Source organism: Salinihabitans flavidus (genome assembly GCF_900110425.1).
Taxonomy (GTDB): Bacteria; Pseudomonadota; Alphaproteobacteria; order Rhodobacterales; family Rhodobacteraceae; genus Salinihabitans; species Salinihabitans flavidus.
Genome location: NZ_FODS01000025.1, coordinates 14,563 through 39,103, shown reverse-complemented (window position 1 = coordinate 39,103; position 24,541 = coordinate 14,563). Strand labels below are relative to the sequence as shown.

Sequence of the window (24,541 nt, the reverse complement as noted above, 5' to 3'; positions counted from 1 at the left end):
TCAGCGCACCACTCGCAGAACAACGCGCTGCGCGAACTCCGTGCCATCGGACGCCAGCGCCGTCATGCGGATGTTCCAGTTGCCCGCGCCAAGCTCCAGCGGCGCGACATAGGCGCGCCCGTCGAACCGGAACTCCGGCTCCACATCATCCTTCACATGGGTCGCCCGCCCGACCACCGCGTGCAGGCGCTCCACCTCGACCGGCTGCCCGTCCGCGCCGGTGATCGCGAGCGACACAAAACCGCCCTCCGCCCGCGCCCGCACATCCCAGCCAAGCGCCTCCTGCGCGTCGCGGCGCACGTCGAACTCCTGACTGGCGACATAGGAGTTCTTCACCTCCAGCCCCGGAAAGGTCGCCACCGCGTTCCACGCCAGCGCAAGGTTGACCCCGATGATCACCGTGAAGGCGCCGATAAAGACCATCGCCGCATGGCGCCCCGTAAACTCGCGTTTCGCCATCAGTTCGCACTCCCGTTAAAGATCGTGTCCTTGTAGACCCGATCGCCATTGCCCAGATCCTCCACCCAGAAGCGGAAGGGCGTGACCTCGCTCGAGGCCGGTTCCGACCCGCGCGGCGCCAGCACATAGACCCGCTGATTGAGCATGGAATCGGCCGGCACCGTCACCATTTCATACGGCGTGCCCTCAAGCTGCACCCGCAGCGCCGAGTCCCCGGTGACAGAGATGCGGAAGGGCCGGTCCTCGCCATGCTTGTTGAGCAACCGCACCTCGTAGGTGTTGCGGATCGTGCCATCCGACAGCGTGACAAACGTGGGGTTGCGCACCGGCGCAACCGTCACTTCGATATCCGACCGGATGAACAGCGCCACCACCAGAAGAACGCCCACCAGCGTCCAGAGCCCGGTATAAAGCATCGTGCGCGGTCGCAGCACGTGTTCCCATATCGGGCGCGGCGGCGCACCCTTGCGCTCCTGATCTTCGTCGGACAGCGCCATGTAATCGATCAGGCCGCGCGGCTTGCCGATCTTTGCCATCACGTCGTCGCAGGCATCGATACACAGCGCGCAGGTGATGCACTCAAGCTGCTGACCGTCGCGGATATCGATACCCATCGGGCAGACATTGACGCAGGCCATGCAGTCGATGCAATCTCCCTGATCGGGGTCGAGATGCCCTTTCTTAAGCTTGCCGCGCGGCTCCCCGCGCCATTCGCGATAGGCGACGGTCAGCGTGTCCTCGTCCATCATCGCCGCCTGAATCCGCGGCCACGGGCAGGCATAGATGCAGATCTGCTCGCGCGCGATCCCGCCGAAAAAGACGGTCGTGCCGGTCAGGATCGCCATCGTCGTATAGGCCACCGGATGCGCGTTGAGCGTCACCAGATCGCGCAGCAGCGTCGGCGCATCCGCGAAATAGAACACCCAGGCCCCGCCGGTCGCCAGACCGATCAGAACCCACGACAGGTATTTCGTCAGCCGCAGGCGGATCTTGCGCAGATCCCATTTCTTCTGCCGGTGCAGGCGCAGGCGCGCGTTGCGGTCACCCTCGATCCACCGCTCTACGAGGATGAACAGATCGGTCCAGACCGTCTGCGGGCAGGCATAGCCGCACCAGACCCGCCCCAGCGCCGAGGTGAACAGAAACAGCCCCAGCCCCGCCATGATCAGAAGCCCCGCGATGAAATAGAACTCGTGCGGCCAGATCTCGATCCAGAAGAAGAAGAACCGCCTGTTCGCCAGATCAATCAGGATTGCCTGATCGGGAAGGCTCGGCCCCCGGTCCCAGCGAATCCACGGCGCCAGGTAATAGATGCCCAGCGTCACCGCCATGATCACCCATTTGAGATTGCGGAACTTGCCCGATACCCGCCGCGGAAAAATAGGTTCGCGCGCCTGGTAGAGCGGTTGGTCTGTGTTGGTGCTGCTCAAGGGACTCACCCGTCATGTTAAGATCGGTCCGGGGCCTTGTCCCACTCCCCGGTCGCGGGGGCCTTGACCTGTATCAAATTGTGTATCCACGAGGTATCTTTACAAGACCCCTGCCTTCACATCCTGCCTTGCCTGCTCCGAAAGCCATGCGCAAAACTGTCGCAGGGCGGGGCGCGGCACACCGGGGCGCATGACCAGATAGTACCCTTTGCCAAGGTCGATTTCGAACAGAAGCCGCAGACGCCCCGCCGCGATGTCGGGCGCCACGAACCGCCGCGCGGTCATGGCGATCCCCTGCCCGCCCCGCGCCCCGTCGAGCATCAGGTTGCCCGGCACCTCCGTCCAGCCGACGCCCCGAAGGTGCTCCCCGCCATATTGCGCCAGAAAATCGCTCGCCTCCGTGGTGCCCAGTTCCTGCAACCAAGGATAGGCCGCAAGGTCCGACGGGCTGTCGAACACCCGGTCCCCCACCAGTTCGGGTGCGGCCACCACCGCCAGAGTCGTTTCGAACAGAAGTTGCGCCTCCAGCCCCGGCCAGTGCCCTTGTCCATAGCGGATCGCAAGGTCAATCCCGCCGGGCACCAGCCGCACCACCGAAGGCGTCGGGTTGAGCAGTATGTCCACCTGCCGGTGCCCCTGCCGGAAAGACGCGAGCCGCGGCATGAGCCAGTTGGCCGCGAACGTCGGGGTGAGCGAGACCTGAAGCGGGCGCCGGTCCTCCTGCCCGGTGATCTCCGCGATCACCGCGTCAATCTCGCCGAACCCGCTCAGAAGCACCTGCGCGAGCCGCTCCCCGTCATCGGTCAGCGTCAGGCTGCGCCCGCTGCGATCCACCAGCGCAACGCCCAGATGGGTCTCAAGGCTGCGCAACTGCTGGCTCACCGCCGCGTGACTGACGTTGAGCCGCGCGCCCGCGCGCGTCGTCGTTCCGGCCTCGGCCACTGCCGCAAAGGCCCGAAGCGCGTTGAGCGGGGGAAACCTGTGCCAGTCCATGTGTAAGTCCACCTTACAGATCCGAAATATTCCTGAGTCGCGATCCTAGCATGAATTCCCTACATTGGGGGATATTCACCCTGTCCCAAGAGGTCGCCCCATGCTCGGTATCTACGCTAAAACTTTCTTCACCGCCGCGCGCTCGAACGCGCCCGCGCCCAAAGCCGCGCCGCCGGCGCCGCGCCCGGCGCACACCAAAGGAACACCGGCCTGACGCAACTCCCCGTTGCAGGTCGGAATGGCCCCGTGCTTCGGCATGGGGCTTTTTTCGTGCGGTTTGACGACAGGCCCGGCTTGCCGCCGCAGGGATTCATGCTATGTCAGGAAATATAGGGTGCCGGCTTTCCAGGAAACGCGCGAACAGGACGGAAAACCGACACCCCACCCCCCAAAGCGTCGTGAACGACCCCTTGGGGTAAGCTGATCGGGCATTGGCCGCCCGATGACTCATATCTGACAGATTCGCGCGCCCGCGCCTTTGACAGAGATCAAGTCCACCATGAAAAACACCGGCCCCGCAGGGGCCGGTGTTGCTCTGTCCGGTCGCATGGGACGGGCTATTCGCCGCCGCCCAACCCGTGAACATAGGTGGCGACAGCGCGGATCTCCGCCTCCGACAGCCGGTCGTTCCATGCGGGCATGACACCGAAACGGCTGTTCGTCACCGTCTCCACAAGCGTGTCGTAATCCCCGCCAAAGAGCCAGATCGCATCGTTGAGCGCCGGGGCGCCCTGCATCCGGTCGCCGCCGCCCTCCGGGCCATGGCAGGCCGCGCACTCATACTCAAAGAGTTCCGCGCCCGCCTCGACCATGGCGCTGTCCCGCGGCTCGCGGCCCGACAACGTCATGACGAAATTCACGACCTGTTCGATCTCCTCCCCGGACAGAAGCCCGTCGCGCCCGAAGGCCGGCATCTGCGACCAGCGCGCATCCGGGTCGGTCTCGTTGCGGATCCCGTGGCTGACGGTATAGTGGATCTCCTCGATATCCCCACCCCAGAGCCAGGCATCGTCCTGAAGGTTCGGGTAGCCCTTGGCCCCCGCCGCGCCGGACCCGTGGCACTGCGCGCACCATGTGCGATAGACCGCCGCGCCCGCAGAGTTGGCATAGCCCTCAAGCTCGGGGTTTTCAGAAATCTCGTCCAGCTCGACCGAGGCCAGCCGGGTATTGATCTCCGAATTGGCCTGCTCGACGCGGTCGATATCCTCGGCCACCTCGGCGCGGGTGGAATACCCCAGAAGACCGGAGGTCGCCTTGGTGATCCCCGGCCATGCCGGATAGGCGATGGAGTATCCCACACCCCAGACGATCGTCGCATAGAACACCCAGACCCACCAGCGCGGCAGCGGGTTGTTGTATTCCCGGATGCCGTCCCACTCGTGGCCGGTGGTCTCGGGCTCTTGCTTCTTAACGGGTTTCTTGCTCATTTCCTCGCCTCCTCGTCCGTGGCGGGTTTGGATTTCCGCGCCTCCTCGTCGTCATCGTCGTCCGAGGCGGGTTTGTGTTCATGCCGGAACGGGATATCCGCACTGTCCTGATGGGTCTTGCGGGATCCGGGGCGAAACACCCAGATGATCACCGCGATGAAGAACAGGAACAGGAACAGAAGCATCCAGCTGTCGGCGAATTGCCTTAGAAGAGAATAGGTTTCCATCTGCCTGCCCCCTACCGCGATGCCACCGGCGTGAAGGTCGAAAAATCGACCAGCGTGCCCAGCATCTGAAGATAGGCGACCAGCGCATCCATCTCCGACACACCGGGGCGCCCGTCGAAATTGCGCACGTTCACACTATCCTCGCCATAGCGTTCCAACAGCCCGTCATAGTCGCTGTCGGGGTCCGCCTGCGCCCGGAAATCCAGCCGCGCGTTCTCGATCATCCCGTCGCTGTAGGGCACGCCCACGAAACGGTTGGTGGCCATCACGTCGGCGACATAGTCCCCGTCGAGAAGTCGCCTCTCAAGAAACCCGTATTTCGGCATCACCGATTCCGGCACCACCGATTGCGGATCGCGCAGGTGGTCCACATGCCACTCGTCGCTATAGCGCCCGCCGACCCGGGCCAGATCGGGCCCGGTCCGCTTGGACCCCCACTGGAACGGGTGATCATACATCGACTCCGCCGCAAGGCTGTAGTGACCATAGCGTTCGACCTCGTCCCGCATGGGCCGGATCATCTGGCTGTGACACACATAGCAGCCCTCGCGAACATAGATGTCGCGCCCGGTCAGCTCCAGCGGGGTGTAGGGGCGCATGCCGTCCACCTCCTCGATGGTGTTTTCCAGCCAGAACAGCGGTGCGATCTGCACGATGCCGCCAACCGTCACCACCAGAAAGCTGAGGACCAGCAGAAGGGTCGCGTTGGTCTCGATGATCTTGTGCTTGTCGAGAATAGCCATATCCAGGACCCTCCTTATTCAGCCGGAACCGCGGTGCCGAGACCCTCGCGGGCCGGGGCGGACCGGACGGTCATCCACAGGTTGTAGCACATGATGATCGCACCAAGCAGGAACATGACCCCGCCCAGACCGCGCACCACATACATCGGGAACTTCGCGCCCACCGTGTCGGCAAAGGAATTCACAAGGAACCCGTTGGCATCGACTTCGCGCCACATCAGGCCTTCCATGATCCCCGTCACCCACATCGACGCGGCGTAAAGAACGATCCCGATCGTGGCGAGCCAGAAGTGCCATGACACGAGACTCAGGCTGTAGAGCCGCTCGCGCTTCCACAGCACCGGCACGAGATAGTAGAGCGCCCCGAAGGTGATCATCCCGTTCCAGCCAAGCGCGCCGGAATGGACGTGTCCGATGGTCCAGTCGGTGTAATGGCTCAGAGAGTTAACCGCGCGGATCGACATCATCGGCCCCTCGAAGGTGGACATGCCGTAAAAGCCCACCGCGATCACCATCATCCGGATCACCGGATCGGTGCGCAGCTTGTCCCATGCCCCCGAAAGCGTCATCAGACCGTTGATCATCCCGCCCCAGGACGGCATCCACAGCACGATCGAGAACACCATGCCCAGCGTCGAGGCCCAGTCGGGCAGCGCCGTGTAATGCAGGTGGTGCGGTCCGGCCCAGATGTAGATGAAGATCAGCGCCCAGAAGTGGATGATCGACAGCTTGTAGCTGTAGACCGGACGCTCGGCCTGTTTGGGGATGTAGTAATACATCATGCCCAGGAACCCGGCGGTCAGGAAAAAGCCCACCGCGTTGTGGCCATACCACCATTGCGTCATCGCGTCCTGCACCCCGGCGAACACCTGCACCGACTTGGACCCCCAGATCGACACCGGGATCGACAGGTTGTTGACCACATGCAGCATCGCCACAGTGACGATGAAGCTCAGGTAGAACCAGTTGGCGACATAGATGTGCGGCTCCTTGCGTTTGATGATCGTGCCCATGAACACAGCGAGATAGACCAGCCAGATGATCGTGAGCCACAGGTCCACATACCACTCGGGCTCGGCGTATTCCTTGGACTGCGTGACACCGAGAAGATAGCCGGTGGCCGCCAGCACGATGAAAAGCTGATACCCCCAGAACACGAACCACGCCGCGTTCCCGCCCCAGAGCCGCGCCGCGCTGGTGCGCTGCACCACATGAAACGATGTCGCAATAAGCGCGTTGCCCCCGAAGGCGAAGATCACCGCCGAGGTGTGCAGCGGACGCAGGCGGCCGAAATTGGCGTAGCCCTCGGCCCATTCGAAATTGAGCATCGGAAAGGCAAGCTGAAAGGCGATGAAAACCCCCACGAGAAAGCCCACCACACCCCAGAAGGCGGTGGCGATCACACCGGCGCGGATCACATCGTCCATATATTCGTTCTGCGGCACGGGTTTGTGCTCTCCCGTTCCCCGCAGGAACCAGACAAACAGCCCGCCCGACACCACCATCACGATCAGCGCGTGAATCTGATAGGCCATATCGCGCGCGTAGTTCGCCGCGATCATCGCCAGAAGCGTGATCAGGCCAAGCGCGATCAGCTTGATATAATTGATCATTTTTGCGTCCCCTCGTCTTTCCGGTCCACGACTCGCACGTCACCCGGTTGCTTTAGACTGCAAGCCTTTTGCAAGCGCGGCGAAATTCCGGCCTTGATCTGCATCAAAGCACATTGCGACATTTTACGCGCTATTGAACTCAACACGCATCCCCGACATGTTGCAGATGCGCCAGTGCGAACAACCGGAGGCTCCGACAATGGCATACAAAACGCTGCTCACCGTCCTGACAGACGCCAAGCTCATGGACACGACGATCGCACAGGGCATCGCGCTCGCCCGCACGCAGGACGCCCATTTCGATGCGCTCTGCCTTGGCGTGGACCGAAGCCAGACCGGATATTACTACGCCGGGGCCAATGCCATGATCCTTCAGGAAACCCTGACCCGCGCGCAGGAAGAAGCCGAGGCGATCGAGAAGAAGGCGACCGACCTGCTGTCCGGCTCCGGCATCCGCTTCGGCACCGAATCCGGAGTGGCGCAGATCGCCGATCTGGGCCGCCATGTCGCCGCACGGGCGCGGTTTTCGGATCTGGTGATCCTGCCCAAACCCTATGGCCCCGATCATGGCGCGGAGCTGGAGCCGGTGATCGAGGCGGCGCTCTTCGAGGGGCAGGCCCCGGTTCTCGTGGTCCCCGACGGGGCAGAACCAGTCTCCAATCCGCGCACGATCACCATCGGCTGGAACGAAAGCGCCGAATCGCTGGAGGCCGTGCGCGCCGCGCTGCCCTTCCTGATGGCCGCCGATGTGGTGCGCGTCGTGGTGATCGACCCGCCGGCGCACGGGCCGAACCGCTCCGATCCCGGCGGAATGCTGTCGCAGTTCCTGTCCCGCCACGGCGTGACGTCGGAAATCGACGTGCTGTCAAAGACGATGCCGCGAATCTCCGACGTGCTGATGCGTCACGCCCAGGACTGTGCCGCCGACATGGTGGTGATGGGCGCCTACGGCCATTCGCGCTTTCGCGAGGCCATACTGGGCGGGGCCACCCGCTCCATGCTGGAGCAGGCCAAGATCCCGGTCTTCATGGCGCACTGACCTTGCGGTGCGCGCGTTCGGCGCGCGCTCTGTCCCCATTTGCGCTCGGGCCGCGCAGGCCCCGGGGCTCTGCCCCGGACCCCGGGATATTTTGCCCGAGAAGATGCGGCAGGCGCCCTGCCCTTTTCTCTGTTCCGAAAATACTCGAAAAAGCAACGCGCGCCGTGATCACAGCGGCCCGAAACGGCGCGGCACAGTTTTCACCACCGACGCGATACCGACGTGATACCGAAACGGGTTTTTCCGTGATGTCCGCGTGTTAACCCTGAGTCGCGGCGATCAGGCCATCATCCCGCCATCGGCATCGTCGCCCGCCTCTTCGAGCAGGCGCGGCAGATCGGGGATCGTCACATGGCGCTTGCCTTCCAGTTCGATCACACCGTCACGCTTGAGGGCCGACATCTGGCGGCTCACCGTCTCCAGCGTCAGGCCGAGGTAATCGGACATCGCCTCGCGGGTCAGCGGCAGGTCGAACACCAAAGGCCCCCGCATCCCCGCAAGCTGCAACGTGGCGTCGCGCCGCGCGATGATCGACAGCAGCGAGGCGATCTTTTCGCGCGCGGTCTTGCGGCCCAGAATAAGCATCCATTCGCGTGCCGCGTCCAGCTCGTCCAGCGTCATCTCAAGCAGACGCTGGGCGATGTGCGGCGTCTCCATCATCATCTTTTCAAACGGTTTCTTGCGAAAACAGCACATCACAAGATCGGTCGTGGCCACCACGTCATAGGCCGCCCCGTCGCGCCCCGGTCGCCCGACAAAATCGCTCGGAAGCAGAAGGCCGACCATCTGGCGGCGCCCGTCCTCCATCGTCTGGGTCAGCGTGGCGATCCCCGAAACGACCGAGCCGACGAAATCCATCGGATCGCCCGCCCAGATCACCGTCTGGCCAGCCTCGAAGGTGCGGTAATACTTGATGTCCTCGAGCTTTTCGAGTTCATCGGTTTCGCAGCGCGCGCAGACCGCACGATGGCGGATCGGACAATCCTCACAGGACTGAGGGCCTGTGGCTTTGGGATCTTTCAACATGGTCCTGCCGCGCTTGATCTGGGTCAAAGTCAATTGCTGAGTGCCGTCTATAGGTAATGGTATGGTGATCAAAACACAACTGGCAACGCTGGGTCTATTTGACGCGAAGGTGCCGCGCTATACCAGCTATCCCACCGCCCCGCAGTTCAGAAACGATGTGGGGCCGGACCTGTTCGGGCAGTGGATCGAGGCGATTCCCGAAGATTCGGAGATTTCGCTCTACGTGCACGTGCCCTTCTGCCGCAGGCTGTGCTGGTTCTGCGCCTGCCGCACGCAGGGCACGCAGACCCTTGCCCCGGTGGCCGCCTATGTCGAGATGCTCCGGCAGGAGCTTGCGCTGCTGGCCGCCCATCTTCCGCGCGGGGTGCGCCTGTCGCGGCTGCACTGGGGGGGCGGCACGCCGACGCTTCTCGATCCCGGCCTGATGGAGGATCTGGCCGGAGCGATCTTCAACGTGGCGCCGCTGGCGGACGGCGGGGAATTCTCTGTCGAGATCGACCCCAACGAGATTGACGACGCGCGTCTTGCGATGCTCTCGGCCATGGGGATGAACCGCGCCTCCATCGGGGTGCAAGACTTCGATGCCGGGATTCAGCAGGTGATCGGTCGCATTCAAAGCTATGAGGTGACGCGCGACGCGGTCGATATGATCCGCAGCCACGGCGTTCATTCGCTCAACGCCGATATCCTGTTCGGCCTTCCGAATCAGTCAAACGAGAAAATCACCGAAAGCGTACAGAAACTCCTGTCGCTCTCACCCGACCGGGTGGCGCTTTACGGCTATGCGCATGTGCCCTGGATGGCCAAGCGCCAGCAGATGATCCCGTCGGACGCCCTGCCAACCCCCGAGGAGCGGCTCGAGCTGTTCGAGACCGCGCGCCGGCTTTTCCTCTGGGACGGGTATTCCGAGATCGGCATCGACCATTTCGCCACCACCGAAGACAGCCTTGCGCGGGCGCAGCGCGAGGGGCGGCTGAAGCGCAACTTTCAGGGCTACACCGACGACGCCACCGATGTGCTCATCGGGGTGGGGGCTTCGTCCATCTCGCGCTTTCCGCAAGGATATGCGCAGAACGCGCCCGCCACCTCCGTCCACACCGCCGCGATCCGCGAGGGGCGGTTTTCCACCTCGCGCGGGCATCTTTTCAAGGGCGAGGACCGGATGCGCGGACGGATGATAGAGGCGCTGATGTGCGATTTCCGTATCGACGCCGAGGAGATTCGCCGCGATTTCGACATCGCGCCCGAAGCGCTTACGGCTATTTTCGCGGATGCGGCCGCCGCCTTTCCCGGTATGGTGGACCACGGCGCGGCGGGATTCGCCATCATCCCCGAGGCCCGGCCTCTCACCCGGATGATCGCGCGGGCCTTCGACGCCTATGACCTGAGCATGGCCGGCCACAGCAGCGCGATCTGAGCGCCGGCCCGACCCCGGGGGGCACATGCGGATCGCCACATTCAACGTGCAGAACATGCGCCTGCGCCAGGACCACGGGTGGGCGCGGCTCGACGGGGCGCGCGATGGCGACGCCCCCGATGACAGCGGCCCCGGCGCGGCGGCGCTCGACCCGGTGGACCGGCGGCTTACCGCGGCTGTTCTGGCCCGCGCCGATGCCGATGTCGTCGCCCTACAAGAGGTGTTCGACGCCGAAACGCTCGATCATTTTTACGATTACTTCCTGCGGCCTGCGGGGCTAGAACCCTATCCGCACCGGATCTGCCTGCCGGGCAATGACGGGCGCGGGCTCGATCTGGCGCTCCTGTCGCGCCCTGCGCCGCTCGCCGTCCACAGCCACGCCGCCGAGACACCCGACACCCTTGGCCTGCGCGCCCCGCCCGGCATCGCGCCGGGCCGGCCGGTGTTCCGCCGCGATTGTCTGGAGGTGGCACTGCCCGCGCTCACGCTCTTCGTGTGCCATTTCAAGGCCCCCTATCCGGATGCGGAGGACACGCGCGCCATCCGGCGGCTGGAGGCGGCGGCGGTGCGCACCCTGATCGCCCGCCGCTTTGCCGATCACGCCGGGGCGATGTGGATGGTTCTGGGCGATCTGAACACCGCGCGGCGCGGCGACGCTCCGGCCAACGCGCCGCTTGCGGAGATGGCCGAGGATCTGGTGGCGCGCTGCCCGGCCCAAGAACGGTGGAGCTATCACGACAGCCACGGCGATTTCTACACCCGCCCCGATGCGATGCTCGCCTCGCCCGCGCTGGCGGCCCGCTTTCCCGAGGCCCGCCCGCGTATCCTGCGCCACGGAATGGGCCGCGAGGCCGCGCGCTATACCGGCCCGCGCCTTGGCCCGGTGGGCGATCACCGCCCGCATGCCTCCGATCACGCGGCGCTTGTCATCGACCTGCCCGGCCTGTGACGGCAGACGCCCGCGCTACCCCGCAGAGAGATCCAGATCCGGCACCGCCGCCAGCAATTCGCGCGTGTAATCGCTCCGCGGGTTGGAAAACAGCGACTGCGCCTCCCCGGCCTCGACCACGTCACCGGCCTTCATCACGATGATCTTGTGGCTCATCGCGCGCACCACGTGCAGATCGTGGCTGATGAAGAGATAGGCCAGCCCGTATTTGCGTTGCAGGTTGCGCAACAGGTCCACGATCTGCACCTGCACCGTCATGTCGAGCGCCGATGTCGGCTCATCCAGCACCACCAGCTTGGGCCGCAGGATCATCGCCCGCGCGATCGCGATCCGTTGCCGCTGCCCGCCGGAAAACTCGTGCGGATAGCGGTCCATCGTCGCGGGGGTCAGGCCGACCTCCTCCATCACCTCCGCGACAAGCGTGCGCACGTCGCGCCCGCCGGGATTGCCATGCACGCCAAGCCCCTCGGCAATGATCTGCATGCAGCTCATTCGCGGGCTGAGCGATCCGAACGGGTCCTGAAACACGATCTGCATGTCCTTGCGCAGCGCCCGAAGCCGCTTCGTGGACCATTTGCGCACATCCTCTCCGTCAAAGACGATCTCGCCCTCCGACGAAATCAGCCGCATCAGGCCAAGCGCCAGCGTCGTCTTGCCCGACCCGCTTTCGCCCACGATGCCCAGAGTCTCGCCCGCGCGCACCGAGATATTCGCATCGTTCACGGCCTTCACATGGCCCACCGTGCGCCGCAGAAACCCCTTCAGGATCGGAAACCAGACGCGCAGCCCCTCGGTGCGCACCACCTCTGCCGCGCTCTCGGGCACCGGGTCCGGCCCGCCCGCGGAACGCGCGCTGAGCAGCTTGCGGGTATAGGGATGCTGCGGATTGGCGAAAATCTCCGACACCGCGCCGCTTTCGACAATCTCGCCATCCTTCATCACGCAGACCCGGTCCGCGATCTGCCGCACCAGCCCCAGATCGTGGGTGATGAACAAAAGCCCCATTCCCTCGCGGTCCTTCAACTCCGCCAGAAGTTCGAGGATCTGCGCCTGAATGGTCACGTCGAGCGCGGTCGTCGGCTCATCCGCGATCAGGATGTCGGGTTTGTTGGCCAGCGCCATGGCGATCATCACGCGTTGCCGCTGCCCGCCCGAAAGCTGGTGCGGATAGGCGCCCAGCCGGCTTTCCGCGTCGCGGATGCCCACCCGCTCCAGCAGATGCAGGATGCGCGCGCGGGCTTTGTCGCCCACCAGCCCCTGATGCAGCGCCAGCGATTCGGCCAATTGTTTTTCCAGCGTGTGCAGCGGGTTGAGCGATGTCATCGGCTCCTGGAAGATGAAGGAAATATCGTTGCCCCGCACCTTGCGCAGCCGCGCCTCGGGCGCGCCGATCATCTGATCGCCGTCGTAGGTGACTGATCCCGACACCTCCGCCGACGATCCCAGAAGAGAGACTGTCGACAGCGCGGTGACCGACTTTCCCGATCCGCTCTCGCCCACGATCGCCACCGTCTCCCCGCGATCGAGGCTGAAGCTCACGCCCTTGACCGCCTCGATCAAATGCCCGTCCTGCCGGAAGGCGACGCGCAGGTCCTTGACCTCCAGTATGCTCATTGAAAGGTCTTTCTCGGGTCGAAGGCGTCGCGCACCCCTTCAAAGATGAAGACCAGCAGCGACAGCATGATGGCGAAGGTGAAAAACGCGGTGAAGCCAAGCCATGGCGCCTGAAGGTTCTGCTTGGCCTGAAGCGTCAGCTCCCCGAGGCTGGGTGAGGAGGACGGCAGCCCGAACCCGAGGAAATCGAGGCTCGCCAGAAGGCTGATCGTCCCGGTCACGATGAACGGCAGCATCGTGACCGTCGCCACCATCGCATTGGGCAGCATGTGGCGGAACATGATGGTCAGATTGCCCACGCCAAGCGCCTTGGCCGCCCGCACGTATTCAAGGTTGCGCGCGCGCAGGAACTCGGCCCGCACCACCCCGACAAGCGCGGTCCAGCCGAACAGGACCGTGACCAGAACCAGAAGCCAGAAACTTCGCCCCAGGATCGCGAACAGGATGATGATCACGTAAAGCGCCGGGGTCGAATTCCAGATCTCGATCAACCGCTGAAAGATCAGGTCGGTCAGCCCGCCGAAAAACCCCTGTATCGCCCCGGCCAGAACCCCCAGAAGGCTCGCCAGCGTGGTCACGATGAGCGTGAACAGGATCGACAGCCGAAAGCCATAGATCACCCGCGCCAGCACGTCGCGCTTGGTGTCGTCGGTGCCAAGCCAGTTCTGGCTGTTGGGCGGCAGCGGCGCGGCGCCGGGCCGGTCCACCGGGCGGTCGAAGCTGTAGGGGATCGGCGGCCAGAGCGCCCAGCCCTTCTCGATCTGCTGCCCGTCGATCATCCCGTCTTCGGCATCCGCCATATAGCCTTCGGGATCGTCGAAACACAGGTCCAGCCCGCCGGTGGCAATGAGGCATTGCACCTCGGGATCGGTATAGACAGCCTCGGTCTCGAAATCGCCGCCAAAGCGGGTTTCGGGATAGAAATTGGCGACTGGGGTGAAATACTCGCCGCGATACTGCACGAGGATCGGCTTGTCGTTGGCCAGAAACTCCGCGAAGAGGCTCAGCCCGAACAACACCGAAAAGACGATCAGCGACCAGTAGGCGCGCCGGTTGCGCCGGAAATTGCGCCAGCGGCGCTGATTGATCGGGGACAGCGCCATCACATCGCCCCTTTCGTACCGGGATCAGACCGCACCACGCCCTAGCCCTCCCGTTTCTCGAAGTCGATCCGCGGATCGACCAGCACATACATCAGGTCCGACAGGATGCCGACGATGAGCCCGATCAGCCCGAAGATGAACAACGTGCCGAAGATGATCGGATAATCGCGCGCCACCGCCGCCTCGAAGCCCATGCGCCCCAGCCCGTCGAGCGAGAAGATCGTCTCGATGATCACCGACCCGCCGAAGAAAACGCCGATGAACACCGCCGGAAACCCGGCGATCACGATCAGCATCGCATTGCGGAACACATGACCGTAAAGCACGCCCCGCTCGCTGAGCCCCTTGGCCCGCGCGGTGATCACGTAATGCTTCTTGATCTCGTCGAGAAAGCTGTTTTTGGTCAGAAGCGTGAGCGTCGCAAAGGCCGAGATGGTCGAGGCCAGCACCGGAAGCGTGATATGCCAGAAATAGTCCGCGATCTTGCCGATCAGGCTCAGCTCCTCCCAGTTGTCCGACGTCAGCCCCCGCAGCGGAAAGAAATTCCAGTAGGACCCGCCGGCGAACAGCACCAGAAGCAGGATCGCGAACAGGAACCCGGGGATGGCATAGGCCACGATGATCGCGCCCGAGGTCCATGTGTCGAACCGCGTGCCATCCCCCACCGCCTTGCGGATACCCAGCGGGATCGACACCAGATAGGCGATCAGCGTGGACCACAGGCCCAGCGACACCGACACCGGCAGCTTCTCGATGATCAGGTCGATCACCTCGATCTTGCGGAAATAGCTCTCCCCGAAATCGAGGCGCATGTAGTTCCACAGCATGTTGAAGAACCGCTCCACCGGCGGCTTGTCGAACCCGAATTCCCGCTCAAGCTGCTCGATGAACTCCGGCGGAAGCCCCCGCGCGCCGATATACTGATCGTTGCCTTCCGTGGAACTTTCGCCCCCCGCGTCCGCGCCGCCCCCGGCAAAGCCCTCAAACACATCGCCCTGACCCTGCACCTGCGCGATGACCTGCTCGATCGGTCCGCCCGGCACGAATTGCACCAGCACGAAATTCACGATCATGATCCCCAGAAGCGTCGGGATGATCAGCAGCAGCCGCCGCAGGATATAGGCGCCCATGGCTGGTTTACCTCAATGCCCCGGCGGCCTTGAGCTCCGCCGCGCGCTCCGCGTTGAACCACCAGAAATCCAGCGTGCCGAGGGAGAAGGGCGGCAATTGCTCGGGATGCTCATACTGGTCGAAATAGGCAACCCAGTTGCTGTCGTTATACCACACCGGGATCATGAACCGCTCATAGCGTAGCGCCCGGTCCAGCGCCATCAGCGCCGCGTCCTGATCCTCCCGCGTTTCGGTCTCAAGCGCGACATCAATGATCGCGTCCACCAGCGGGCTGGCCAGTCCGGCCGGATTGAACAGGCTGAACTCCGCCTCTTCGGATCCATACATCTGCTTGAGCCCCGTGCCCGCGCCAAGGAAGGCGGCGTAATTGTCGAACACGATGTCGTAATCACGGTCCCGCGTGATCAGCGTGTATTGCGCCGGGTCGATCTTCTCGAACCGCGCGTCCACGCCCATGCGCCGCAGGTTCTGCGTCAGCACGTCCACCACCGCCGACATCGTGGACGAGGTCGAGGACGCCAGCGGTATCTCGATGCTCAGCGTGTCCCCTTCGGCGTTGCGCCGAATCCCGTCGTCGCCCACGCTCCAGCCCGCTGCATCCAGAAGCCGCATCGCCTCTCGCAGATTGCCGCGATCGGTCGGCCGCCCCGCCTCAGAACTGTGCGCGCGCACCGCCGGCTCGGTCAGCATCTCCTCTGGCACCAGATCGCCCAGCGATTGCAGGATCTCAAGCTCGCGCCCCTCCGGCAGACCCTTCGCCTGCAATCTGGTGTCCTGCACGAACGAATGCCGCTGCTCGAAAAGCCCGTATTGCAGCGACTCGTTCACCCATTCGAAATTGAACGCCAGCGACAGCGCCTCGCGCACGCGGCGGTCCTGCAAATGCTCCCGTCCAAGGTTGAACACGAACCCCGTGGGCACCGGCGGCGTGCCATCGGGAAGCTCCTTCTTGACCACCCAACCGCGCTCGATCCCCGGAAACTCGTATCCGGTGGCCCATTTCTTGGAATTGTCCTCGGCGCGGAAGGTGTATTCGCCCGCCTTGAACGCCTCGAAGGCGGCGCCGTCATCGGCGAAATACTCCACCCGGATGCGGTCGAAATTATGCCGCCCCCGGTTGATCGGCAGATCGCGGCCCCAGTAGTCGGGGTTGCGCTTGTAGACGATCCTGCGGTTCGCCTCGTAGCTGTCCACCACATAGGGCCCCGACCCCGGAGATGTCTCCATCCGCGGCTCGTCCAGCCGCGCGCCCGTCTCCTCGAACCATTCCTTCGACCAGACAGGCACGCCGCCCACCTGATCGATCAGGCTGCGCCGCGAAATATCCTCCGCAAAGGTGAATTTCACCCGGTGATCGTCGAGCGCCTCGGCGCTCAGCACCCGTTTCTTCACCGCCTGCGCATAGGACGGCAGCCCCTGCTCCAGCAGTAGGTTGTGCGAGAACACCACGTCATGCGCCGTCACCGGCGTGCCATTGGAAAACCGCGCCTCGGGCCGCATGTGGAAAATCACCCATGTCTTGTCCGCGTCATATTCCAGCCGCTCGGCCAGAAGCCCGTAGCCCTCGCCATAGACATCCGCCGGCAGCCCCCCGCCGGTGGTCGGCATCTCGCCCAGAAGCGATTCATACATCATCCAGCTATAGCGCCCCGCGCGCCCCTTGCGCGAATAGGGGTTGAGCGAATCGAACGTCCCCGGCGCCCAGAGAGAGATCTCCCCTCCCTTCGGCGCGTCGGGGTTCACATAGTCGAAATGCTCGAAATCGGGCGGATATGTCAGATCCCCGAAATAGGAATACCCGTGCGAGCGGATGATCTCCTCGCCGCCTTCCTCCTGCGCCAGCGCCGCCGCGCTGAGCCAGACAAGCCCCAGAAGGGCCAGCAACAGTCTCGGGGCGGAATGGGTCAGGGTCCGGGTGCGGGGCATCGGGGTTTTCCTTCCGTCGGTCAGGTCCGGCTGGCAATCATTCTGCTGCGTCAAGCTAAAGGCCGCGCGCCGCGACATTCAAGGGCTCAATGGACGCGCCGGGATAAATTGCCCGTGTGCACCCCTGCCCCCGCACATGAAAAAGGGCCGCCGCCTTCCGGCAACGGCCCTGCAAATCCATGCGCCCGCCGATCAGCCGCCAATACCCTCAAGATAGGCGATCACGTCGGCACGATCCTCGGCGCTGCGCAGCCCGGCAAACGACATCCGCGTGCCCGGTGCGAACCCGCTGGGATTTTCCAGAAATGCGCTCAGATTCTCGGGCGTCCACACATCGGCCACCGCAACGAGGCTGCCGGAATAGTTGAACCCGTCGACCGACCCCACATCGCGGCCCACAACGCCATAGAGATGCGGCCCGGTGGCGTTCTCGCCATCCTCGATCTTGTGGCAGGCCCGGCACTTGTTATAGACACGCTGGCCCTTGTCCGGATCGGCCGACGCAAGAAGTTCCTCGAACGTCGGTTCGTCCTCGGCCTCCGCCGCATCGTCACCATCGCCCGCGTCATCGACCTCGATGACATAGGCCTGCTGCTCGTCGCCATGGCCGCCGCCGGTATGATAAAGCGTCTCCGCCGCCCACTTGCCCAGCAGGAAAACCAGAAGCGCGCCGCAAAACGCGCCCAGGATCTTGGTGAAAGTCATCGTGTCAAACATGCTACGTTTCCGTCTCGTGGCCTTTCGGGCGGTTCTATCCGCTTCCTCTTGGCGAGTGCAAGTTATAGTTACCGCGACGAAACGCCCGAGTTTGACCAATTCGCTGAAAAGACAGGAAACAACGGAAACCGCCGCCATGACAAATCGCATCGCCTTTCAGGGGGAACCCGGCGCCTATTCTCATCAGGCCTGCCGCGACGCCCGCCCCGAGATGGAGGCCCTGCCCTGCCGCACCTTCGAGGACGTGATCGAGGCGGTGCGCTCGGGGCGCGCCGATCTCGCCATGCTCCCGGTGGAAAACACCACCTTCGGGCGCGTGCCGGACAATCACAACCTGCTGCCGCTGTCCGGCCTGCATATCGTGGACGAGGCGTTCGTGCGTGTGCACATCAACCTTCTGGCCGTGCCGGGAACGCCGCTCGGCCGCGTGCGCCGCGCGATGAGCCACGCGGTCCTGCTCGGCCAGTGCCGCGATTTTCTCGCCCGCCACGACATCCACCGCGTCACCGGGGCCGACACCGCCGGATCGGCCAAGCATGTGGCCGAACTGGGCGATCCGGAACTGGCGGCGCTGGCCGGGGATCTGGCGGCGGAAATCTACGGGCTCGACATTCTCGCCCGCCATATCGAGGACGAGGGCAACAACACCACGCGCTTTCTCATCATGTCGCGCGATCCCGATTACACACGGCGCGGCGATCACGGCACGATGACCAGCTTCGTGTTTCGCGTGCGCAACATTCCCGCCGCGCTCTACAAGGCGATGGGGGGATTTGCCACCAACGGTGTGAACATGACCAAGCTGGAAAGCTACATGGTCGGCGGCTCCTTCACCGCGACGCAGTTCTACGCCGACATCGAGGGCCACCCCGACGATCCGGCGGTGCGCCGCGCGATGGACGAGCTGGAGTATTTCACCACCGACGTGAAGGTGCTCGGAGTCTACCCCGCCGCCAAGCCGCGCCACATGTGAGCCGGAGACCGGACCGGGCTTCAAGCTGAACAGGTTCGGTCAAAGGGCCGCGACGACGAAAGGCTCCCGAAGATTTCTTCGCAAGATCTCCGCAAGTCGCCGAGGCGAGAGTCCTGCGGCCGCTATGCGGACGGAGCGGACAGTCACTTTTTTACTCCCGCGCGGGATCAAGGCCGAAGGCCGCCGCGCATCGCCGGGCCGCCCCCCGGCACGGCAATGCGCGGCTTGGGAGAAATGGCCGCCAACGGCCCGAACCCCCACACGCCAGCTTCGGTTAACCCGATCTCAATACAGATCGACAAGCCATAAAGAGCGCCCCGTTTACGGCGCGATTTCGGAAAATGAGACCGACGCGATACCGACAAAATACCGACGTTTTACCGACATGGGTTTTTCAGCGTTAACAAGGGGTTGGGCTGATTCTCTCACGCCGGGCGCGCATAGCGGTCCTCCCATTCCCGCGCCTGCGCCGCGAGCCCCTTTTCAAGCCGTTTGGAGACAGAGCCGCGCGCCAGTTTCATCGACTGGATGAAAAGACGCGCCGACAACGTCCTGGGCTTGAGATCCAGCGCGAGATTCAGCCGTGTCCGCGCCTTCGACAGGGCCACGAGATCGAGTACCAAATCCGCTTCGATATTGGGGGAATGTGCCGCGAAGGCCATCTCGAATGGCGGATCGTACCGCACCAGCTCCAGCCGCACCTGCCGGTTCTTGCCGCGCATGCGAAACCGCATGTCCCACGCCATCCCCGGCCCCGGCTCTGTCAGGCTGTCCAGCCGGTCCACCTCTGCCCCGCGGCGCAACGCGGCACGTTCGTGTTGAGTGAAATCTGAAAGCATTTCAAAGACATGCTCAATCGGGGCCTCGATATCTTCCCGCGCGGTGATATTCATGACACCTGCCTTACCTAACCTCGTTCCGCTGGCTTCACTCTCGCCTCAATCAAGCCGGTCCGCAAGCCAGTTGCGCAGGATGAACTGCGCGATCGACCCCTTGCGCGCGGGCTTGAGGTCCGGGTTCTGGCCCGCGAAGGCGGCCATCATCTCCTCCCGGCTGATCCAACGCGCATCGTCCAGTTCCACCGGATCGACCACGATTTCGGCGCTCTGCGCCACCCCCCTGCATCCGATCATCAACGAGGACGGAAACCCCCACGGCTGGCTGGCGAGATACGCCACGGTGCCGACCGCGATGCGCGCCTCCTCGGCCACCTCGCGCCGCACCGCCGCCTCCAGCGTCTCGCCCGGCTCGACAAATCCCGCAAGCAGCGAATACATCCCCTCGGGCCAGCCGTGGCTGCGCCCCATCAGAACCGAATTCCCGTGTAAGATCAGCATGATGACAACCGGGTCCGTGCGCGGAAAATGATGCGCACCGCAACTCCGGCACACGCGCTGCCAGCCTGCCATGACCGCCGCGCTCTCGCGCCCGCAGACGGCGCAGAACCTGTGCGACACATGCCAGCCCAGCACGGCCTTCGCTGTGCCCGCAAGCTCCGCATCGCGCGGGCTCAGCCCCGCCATGATGCGGCGCAACTCGCAGAAAACCGCACCCTTCGGCAGGTCGGGATGGATCTGCTCGGACGGATCAGTGAAGCCTCCCACCCCCGACAGGTCCACGCCCTCCGGCTCCCAGTCAGAGATGTCATGGGCAAAGATCAACCGCCCCTCTTCCCGGCCCAGCAGGATCGGCGCCTGCCGGGCTGTCGCGGGCACCGGATGGTCCATCGGCACCCGCAGCAGCGCATCGCGCCCCGCTCCTGTCACCAGCGGTTTGCCGCGCCACAACAGCACCGTGCGCGTCTGCGGTGCCTGCGCCAGCCGCGCCAGCGTTTCGGCATCCGCGCGCAGGTCCGCGGCCCGGTCAAACGCCGAGCCGCCGAATGTGACCGTTTCGGCATGGCGCATCACCCTCTCCCTTCGCCCGATAGCACGCCTCTCATGCCACGCCGGGCGCAGCGAGGCAACGCGAGCGCATCGCTGTCGCGAAAACCACACATCATTGAAAATGCCAGAAAACACGTCACAAGGGATTGTCGCCTTTAGGTAGAATCTGCTTACCATCGCACAAGCAAACCACGCCCGGTATGATCCTCTGGCGCCCGTCCTGTCCCCCGGTCCGCACCGGCAACCTGAAACTGTCTTGAGTGAAACGCGGTAAGACATTGACACTTCATCCCTTCAAGGACGCGACCACCGATCCTTCTCATGTCCATCTGAGGGTGCTCGCGACGAGCGATATCCACGGGCACCTGCTGGGGTATGACTATTTCCACGATCGGCCAAGTCTCTCCGTGGGGCTGAGCCGCGTCGCCACGCTTATCCGGCGCGAACGGACGGGGTGTCGCAACAGCCTTCTTTTCGACAATGGCGATTTTCTTCAGGGCACACCGCTCACGGATCTGGCCGCGAGGCAGGAAGACCACGCGCCTCATCCCGTGCTGCGGGCGATGCGGGTGCTCGGCTATGACGCGGTGGCGCTTGGCAATCACGAGTTCAACCACGGCCTCGATCTTCTGGACGCGTTCATCGCAAACGCCCCCTTTCCGATGCTCTGCGCCAATATACGTCCGCTGCCGGGTCGCAGTGGGCTTTCGGGCCTGCGGCCACACGCGTTGCTGCGCCGCCGCCTTTGCGGCCTGGACGGGAAGATGCACGATATCCGCATCGGCGTCTTCGGCGTGCTTCCGCCTCAGGTGCTTGATTGGGATGCCGCAATCCTCGGCGGGCAGGTTCAGGCCCGCGATATCCTCGCCGCCGCCCGCGACGCCGTGAGCGCACTGCGCGACAGGGGCGCCGATCTTGTGATCGCGCTGTGTCATTCCGGGATCGGGCCGGAAACCCCGGCGGCGGACATGGAAAACGCCGCCGTGCCGCTTGCCGCGATTGACGGTGTCGATGCGGTGATCGCGGGCCACCTGCACGACGTGTTTCCCGGGCCGCACTGGCCGAAACGCGATGTTATCGACCCGGCGACGGGGTTGATCCACGGGGTGCCCATGGTCATGCCCGGCTTTGGCGGTTCGCATCTGGCCCGCATCGACCTGCTGCTCGCGCATGATCCGGACCGGGGCTGGCAGATACGCAAGGCGCGCGCCGACGCCCTTCCGGTCCACGAAACCGACAGCCGGGCCTCAACCCCGGAAGACCCGACCCTCTGCGCAGAGGTCGCGGCAACGCATGGCGCGGTGCTTGCCGACATCCGGCGCCCCGTGGGCACGATGCCGCGCCCGGTTCACAGCTACTTCTCGCTGGTGGCGGACGATGCCGCCCTCCATCTCATCGCAGAGGCACAACGCCGCCACGTCGAGGCGATGCTCGCCGGCAGCCCCCTTGCCGACCTGCCCATCCTCTCCGCCGCGGCCCCGATGAAATGCGGTGGCCGCGGCGGGCCGGAGAATTTCACCGATGTGCCCTCGGGCGAAATCGCCTTGCGGCACATTGCGGACATGCAGCATTTTCCCAACGAGGTCAGCGCGCTGCGCCTGACCGGCGCCGAACTGGCTGACTGGCTTGAAATGTCGGCCGGGCTCTTTCGCCAGATTTACCCTGATCGCCCGGACCAGATGCTGCACGATCCCGCGTTTCCAAGCTACAATTTCGACGTGATCCACGGCGTTTGCTACGAAATCGACGTGACCGCGCCGCCACGGTACGAGCGGGACGGCCGCCTGCGCGATCCCGGCGCGCGCCGTGTGGTGAACCTGCGCCATGAGGGTCGCCCGGTCGCCCCGGACGCGATCTTCATCCTGGCCACCAACAGCTTTCGCGCCGCGGGCGGGGGGCGTTTCCCGCATGCCGGGGGGCGCCATGTCATCCTCAGTGATCGCGCCCGCATCCGCGATCTGCTCTGCGACCAGGTGGCGAAGGGCGAGAGCACCTGGGCCGGGGCACCCGGGGGCTGGTCTCTGCGCCCCGTGCCGGGCGCAAGTGTGCTGTTCGATACCGGCCCGATCGCGCGGGAGCGGCGCATCCATCTTCCTCATCTTCCACTGGAAGAGGTCGGCCCCGCACCCGGGGGGTTCGTTCGGTTTCGCCTGCATCTTGACCGGAACGGGCGCCCGCACGGTCTTGCATCCCCGGCTGCACCCGACTATATCGCCGGGTGAGAGGTTGGCGCGGGCAAGCGCCTCGCCAACCCGGTCAGATCCGGAAGGAAGCAGCCGTAACGAGTCCCGCTTGGGTCGTTGTCCAGCCTCTCACCCTCCCCACCCCATATTCCTGCCGAATGCAAACCGGACCCTTTGCAAACAAGGTCGATTAACCGTTGGTGTAGCTCCGGGCTGCCGGGGGCATCGGTGCGGATGGCCGGATCGAAGGCTTGGGTCAATCGCGGCCAACGCAGTCATGCCCGTTTGCCGACACAGCGGTTGCGAGAGGCGATTGCGAACCGCTCCGATGATACCGTGCGGGCGGTGCCTAGTAGATATAGCGGATCTGGTCGGTCCAGTAGCGTTCGACCCGGCGCAGCGTCATCGTGATCCCGTCGATCCCGTCGGCCCCCAGAACGCCATGCGATTGCAAGCCCTCGGCGTGCCGTTCGAACAGGCCCGCCACCACGTCGCGGATTTCCCGGCCCCGCCCGGTCAGCCGCACCCGCACGGATCGCCTGTCGATCTCGCATCTCTGGTGGTGCATATACCCCGTTTCCACCAGCTTCTTGAGGTTGTAGCTCACGTTGCTGCCCTGATAGTAGCCACGGGTCTTCAATTCCCCCGCCGTCACCTCGTTGTCGCCGATGTTGAACAGCAAGAGCGCCTGCACCGCGTTGATCTCCAGAACACCGACCCGCTCGAACTCATCCTTGATCACATCCAGCAGCAGGCGATGCAGGCGCTCGACCAACGCCAGCGTCTCGAGATAGCCCGCCATGAATCCCTGATCCTGCGCAACGCCCACCTGGGAATGAATGCTCATTTTCGTCTCCGTGCTGTCTTGCACCGGAAACTGCGGGAAAATGGCGAACAATCGGTTAAACGAACCGTCAACCGGTAAAATTCATCCTATTGAGCGCGCGATATCTGCGCGGCGATCTGCCCGATCAGCGCCTCATAGGGTTGGGGCGGCGATGCCTGCCCGCTCACCCATTGGTACAGATCGTGGTCGGATTCGCCCAGAAGCGCCTCGTAAAGATCGAGCGCCTCATTGTTCATCGCATCCAGCCGCGCCCCGGCAAACCGCGACAGGATGATGTCCATCTCCTTGATGCCGCGCCGCATGGAGCGCATCCTGAGCCGCTTGAGACGGTGCTCTCGTGTCTCGCTCATGCGGCGGGCAGCTGCTGCGCCAGAAGCATCTTGCGCAGACGCTTTTCAAGCCGTGCCATCTGATCCTCGGATTGCTTCAGCTTGGCCTTGATGTCGCGCACCTCGTTGAGCACGGCCTGCAAATCCGGATCGCCCCCTTCGTCGAGCGCCTCGACCCCTTCGCCCTGCCCGGTCAGAAGCCAGCCGATCGAAACGCTCAGAAGGCCCGCCATCATCTGCAACTTGTTGGCGCGCGGCTCGCTGAGATCCTCTTCCCACGCCACGACGGTGGATTTCTTCACGCCCAGCCGGCGCGAAAACTGCGATTGCGTCATCCCCGCGGCATCGCGCGCCGCCACGAGCCGATCCCCGAAGGTGGCCACATCGGGCCCGTACCAGTCGGTTTGCTGAACGGCGTCGCTCGTCTCGGTGGTCGTCATTCGTGATCCCTTTCCATTCGCGCTTGAACGGCTTTCTCGCGCATCCTATGACATGGCGTCAGTGAATAC

23 protein-coding genes and 1 other RNA gene are annotated in these 24,541 nt (G+C 64.2%); 6 read left to right on the top strand and 18 right to left on the bottom strand.

Translation table 11 applies throughout. The features are described from left to right. From BMW66_RS16225 to ccoN, 7 genes are all read right to left on the bottom strand, one after another. Positions 1–459: a FixH family protein gene (locus tag BMW66_RS16225; RefSeq protein ID WP_093120006.1), complete on the bottom strand. Its 459-nt coding sequence runs from the start codon at positions 457–459 to the stop codon at positions 1–3. Further along, complete coding sequence (gene ccoG / locus BMW66_RS16220) at positions 459–1,889, bottom strand: cytochrome c oxidase accessory protein CcoG (RefSeq protein WP_093120005.1); 1,431 nt, start codon at positions 1,887–1,889, stop codon at positions 459–461. The genes BMW66_RS16225 and ccoG overlap by 1 nt, the downstream gene beginning before the upstream one ends. Before the next feature lie 99 nt (positions 1,890–1,988). Then, the gene (locus BMW66_RS16215; protein ID WP_093120004.1) at positions 1,989–2,882 is read right to left on the bottom strand and encodes a LysR family transcriptional regulator; all 894 of its coding nucleotides are present in this window, start codon (positions 2,880–2,882) and stop codon (positions 1,989–1,991) included. A 557-nt stretch (positions 2,883–3,439) separates the two neighbouring features. Then, a complete protein-coding gene (gene ccoP, locus BMW66_RS16210) occupies positions 3,440–4,309 on the bottom strand; it encodes a cytochrome-c oxidase, cbb3-type subunit III (RefSeq protein WP_093120003.1) in 870 nt (289 codons plus the stop codon). After that, positions 4,306–4,536: a cbb3-type cytochrome c oxidase subunit 3 gene (locus tag BMW66_RS16205; protein ID WP_093120002.1), complete on the bottom strand. Its 231-nt coding sequence runs from the start codon at positions 4,534–4,536 to the stop codon at positions 4,306–4,308. The genes ccoP and BMW66_RS16205 overlap by 4 nt, the downstream gene beginning before the upstream one ends. 11 nt (positions 4,537–4,547) lie before the next feature. Further along, positions 4,548–5,279: a cytochrome-c oxidase, cbb3-type subunit II gene (gene ccoO / locus BMW66_RS16200; protein ID WP_093120000.1), complete on the bottom strand. Its 732-nt coding sequence runs from the start codon at positions 5,277–5,279 to the stop codon at positions 4,548–4,550. A gap of 14 nt (positions 5,280–5,293) precedes the next feature. Further along, complete coding sequence (gene ccoN, locus BMW66_RS16195) at positions 5,294–6,892, bottom strand: cytochrome-c oxidase, cbb3-type subunit I (RefSeq protein ID WP_093119999.1); 1,599 nt, start codon at positions 6,890–6,892, stop codon at positions 5,294–5,296. A gap of 199 nt (positions 6,893–7,091) precedes the next feature. Between ccoN and BMW66_RS16190 the strand changes: the two genes are divergently transcribed. After that, complete coding sequence (locus BMW66_RS16190) at positions 7,092–7,931, top strand: universal stress protein (RefSeq protein WP_093119997.1); 840 nt, start codon at positions 7,092–7,094, stop codon at positions 7,929–7,931. A 279-nt stretch (positions 7,932–8,210) separates the two neighbouring features. On the opposite strand, the gene fnrL is transcribed toward BMW66_RS16190, so the two are convergent. Further along, positions 8,211–8,957: a transcriptional regulator FnrL gene (gene fnrL / locus BMW66_RS16185; protein WP_093119996.1), complete on the bottom strand. Its 747-nt coding sequence runs from the start codon at positions 8,955–8,957 to the stop codon at positions 8,211–8,213. A gap of 61 nt (positions 8,958–9,018) precedes the next feature. On the opposite strand from fnrL, the gene hemN reads away from it, so the two are divergent. Then, the gene (gene hemN / locus BMW66_RS16180; RefSeq protein WP_093119994.1) at positions 9,019–10,374 is read left to right on the top strand and encodes an oxygen-independent coproporphyrinogen III oxidase; all 1,356 of its coding nucleotides are present in this window, start codon (positions 9,019–9,021) and stop codon (positions 10,372–10,374) included. Between the two features lie 25 nt (positions 10,375–10,399). Then, positions 10,400–11,323, top strand: coding sequence for an endonuclease/exonuclease/phosphatase family protein (locus BMW66_RS16175; RefSeq protein WP_093119993.1), 924 nt, complete (start codon positions 10,400–10,402; stop codon positions 11,321–11,323). Positions 11,324–11,338: 15 nt separating this feature from the next. On the opposite strand, the gene BMW66_RS16170 is transcribed toward BMW66_RS16175, so the two are convergent. The 5 genes from BMW66_RS16170 to BMW66_RS16150 form a co-directional block, all read right to left on the bottom strand. Then, on the bottom strand, positions 11,339–12,937 hold the full coding sequence (locus tag BMW66_RS16170) for an ABC transporter ATP-binding protein (protein WP_093119991.1): 1,599 nt from the start codon (positions 12,935–12,937) through the stop codon (positions 11,339–11,341). Further along, a complete protein-coding gene (locus BMW66_RS16165) occupies positions 12,934–14,040 on the bottom strand; it encodes an ABC transporter permease (RefSeq protein ID WP_093119990.1) in 1,107 nt (368 codons plus the stop codon). Before BMW66_RS16165 ends, BMW66_RS16170 begins: the two co-directional genes overlap by 4 nt. Before the next feature lie 41 nt (positions 14,041–14,081). Then, complete coding sequence (locus BMW66_RS16160; RefSeq protein WP_093119988.1) at positions 14,082–15,170, bottom strand: microcin C ABC transporter permease YejB; 1,089 nt, start codon at positions 15,168–15,170, stop codon at positions 14,082–14,084. A gap of 7 nt (positions 15,171–15,177) precedes the next feature. Further along, the gene (locus BMW66_RS16155) at positions 15,178–17,097 is read right to left on the bottom strand and encodes an extracellular solute-binding protein (protein WP_093119986.1); all 1,920 of its coding nucleotides are present in this window, start codon (positions 17,095–17,097) and stop codon (positions 15,178–15,180) included. Between the two features lie 192 nt (positions 17,098–17,289). Next, on the bottom strand, positions 17,290–17,814 hold the full coding sequence (locus BMW66_RS16150) for a c-type cytochrome (RefSeq protein WP_093119985.1): 525 nt from the start codon (positions 17,812–17,814) through the stop codon (positions 17,290–17,292). A 136-nt stretch (positions 17,815–17,950) separates the two neighbouring features. Here BMW66_RS16150 and BMW66_RS16145 point away from each other — a divergent pair, with 136 nt between their 5' ends. Continuing rightward, positions 17,951–18,787, top strand: coding sequence for a prephenate dehydratase (locus BMW66_RS16145; protein WP_093119984.1), 837 nt, complete (start codon positions 17,951–17,953; stop codon positions 18,785–18,787). Between the two features lie 425 nt (positions 18,788–19,212). Here BMW66_RS16145 and BMW66_RS16140 read toward each other — a convergent pair whose 3' ends face one another. Continuing rightward, the gene (locus BMW66_RS16140) at positions 19,213–19,680 is read right to left on the bottom strand and encodes an SRPBCC family protein (protein WP_093119983.1); all 468 of its coding nucleotides are present in this window, start codon (positions 19,678–19,680) and stop codon (positions 19,213–19,215) included. Between the two features lie 45 nt (positions 19,681–19,725). Continuing rightward, the gene (gene nudC, locus BMW66_RS16135) at positions 19,726–20,694 is read right to left on the bottom strand and encodes an NAD(+) diphosphatase (protein ID WP_093119981.1); all 969 of its coding nucleotides are present in this window, start codon (positions 20,692–20,694) and stop codon (positions 19,726–19,728) included. A 239-nt stretch (positions 20,695–20,933) separates the two neighbouring features. Here nudC and BMW66_RS16130 point away from each other — a divergent pair, with 239 nt between their 5' ends. Together BMW66_RS16130 and ffs are read left to right on the top strand one after the other, a co-directional pair. After that, on the top strand, positions 20,934–22,895 hold the full coding sequence (locus BMW66_RS16130) for a bifunctional 2',3'-cyclic-nucleotide 2'-phosphodiesterase/3'-nucleotidase (protein WP_245729516.1): 1,962 nt from the start codon (positions 20,934–20,936) through the stop codon (positions 22,893–22,895). Then, positions 22,894–22,990: signal recognition particle sRNA small type (gene ffs, locus BMW66_RS16125), an RNA gene on the top strand. Before BMW66_RS16130 ends, ffs begins: the two co-directional genes overlap by 2 nt. Before the next feature lie 215 nt (positions 22,991–23,205). Here ffs and BMW66_RS16120 read toward each other — a convergent pair. The 3 genes from BMW66_RS16120 to BMW66_RS16110 all read right to left on the bottom strand — a co-directional run bounded on the left by BMW66_RS16120 (position 23,206) and on the right by BMW66_RS16110 (position 24,472). Further along, positions 23,206–23,703 carry a MarR family winged helix-turn-helix transcriptional regulator gene (locus BMW66_RS16120; RefSeq protein WP_093120019.1) on the bottom strand — a complete coding sequence of 166 codons (498 nt, stop codon included), beginning with the start codon at positions 23,701–23,703 and terminating at the stop codon, positions 23,206–23,208. Between the two features lie 86 nt (positions 23,704–23,789). Beyond that, positions 23,790–24,053: a succinate dehydrogenase assembly factor 2 gene (locus tag BMW66_RS16115; protein WP_093119979.1), complete on the bottom strand. Its 264-nt coding sequence runs from the start codon at positions 24,051–24,053 to the stop codon at positions 23,790–23,792. Then, entirely contained in the window at positions 24,050–24,472 is a 423-nt protein-coding gene (locus BMW66_RS16110) for a helix-turn-helix domain-containing protein (protein ID WP_093119978.1), read from the bottom strand. The genes BMW66_RS16115 and BMW66_RS16110 overlap by 4 nt, the downstream gene beginning before the upstream one ends. Positions 24,473–24,541: the final 69 nt, after the last annotated feature.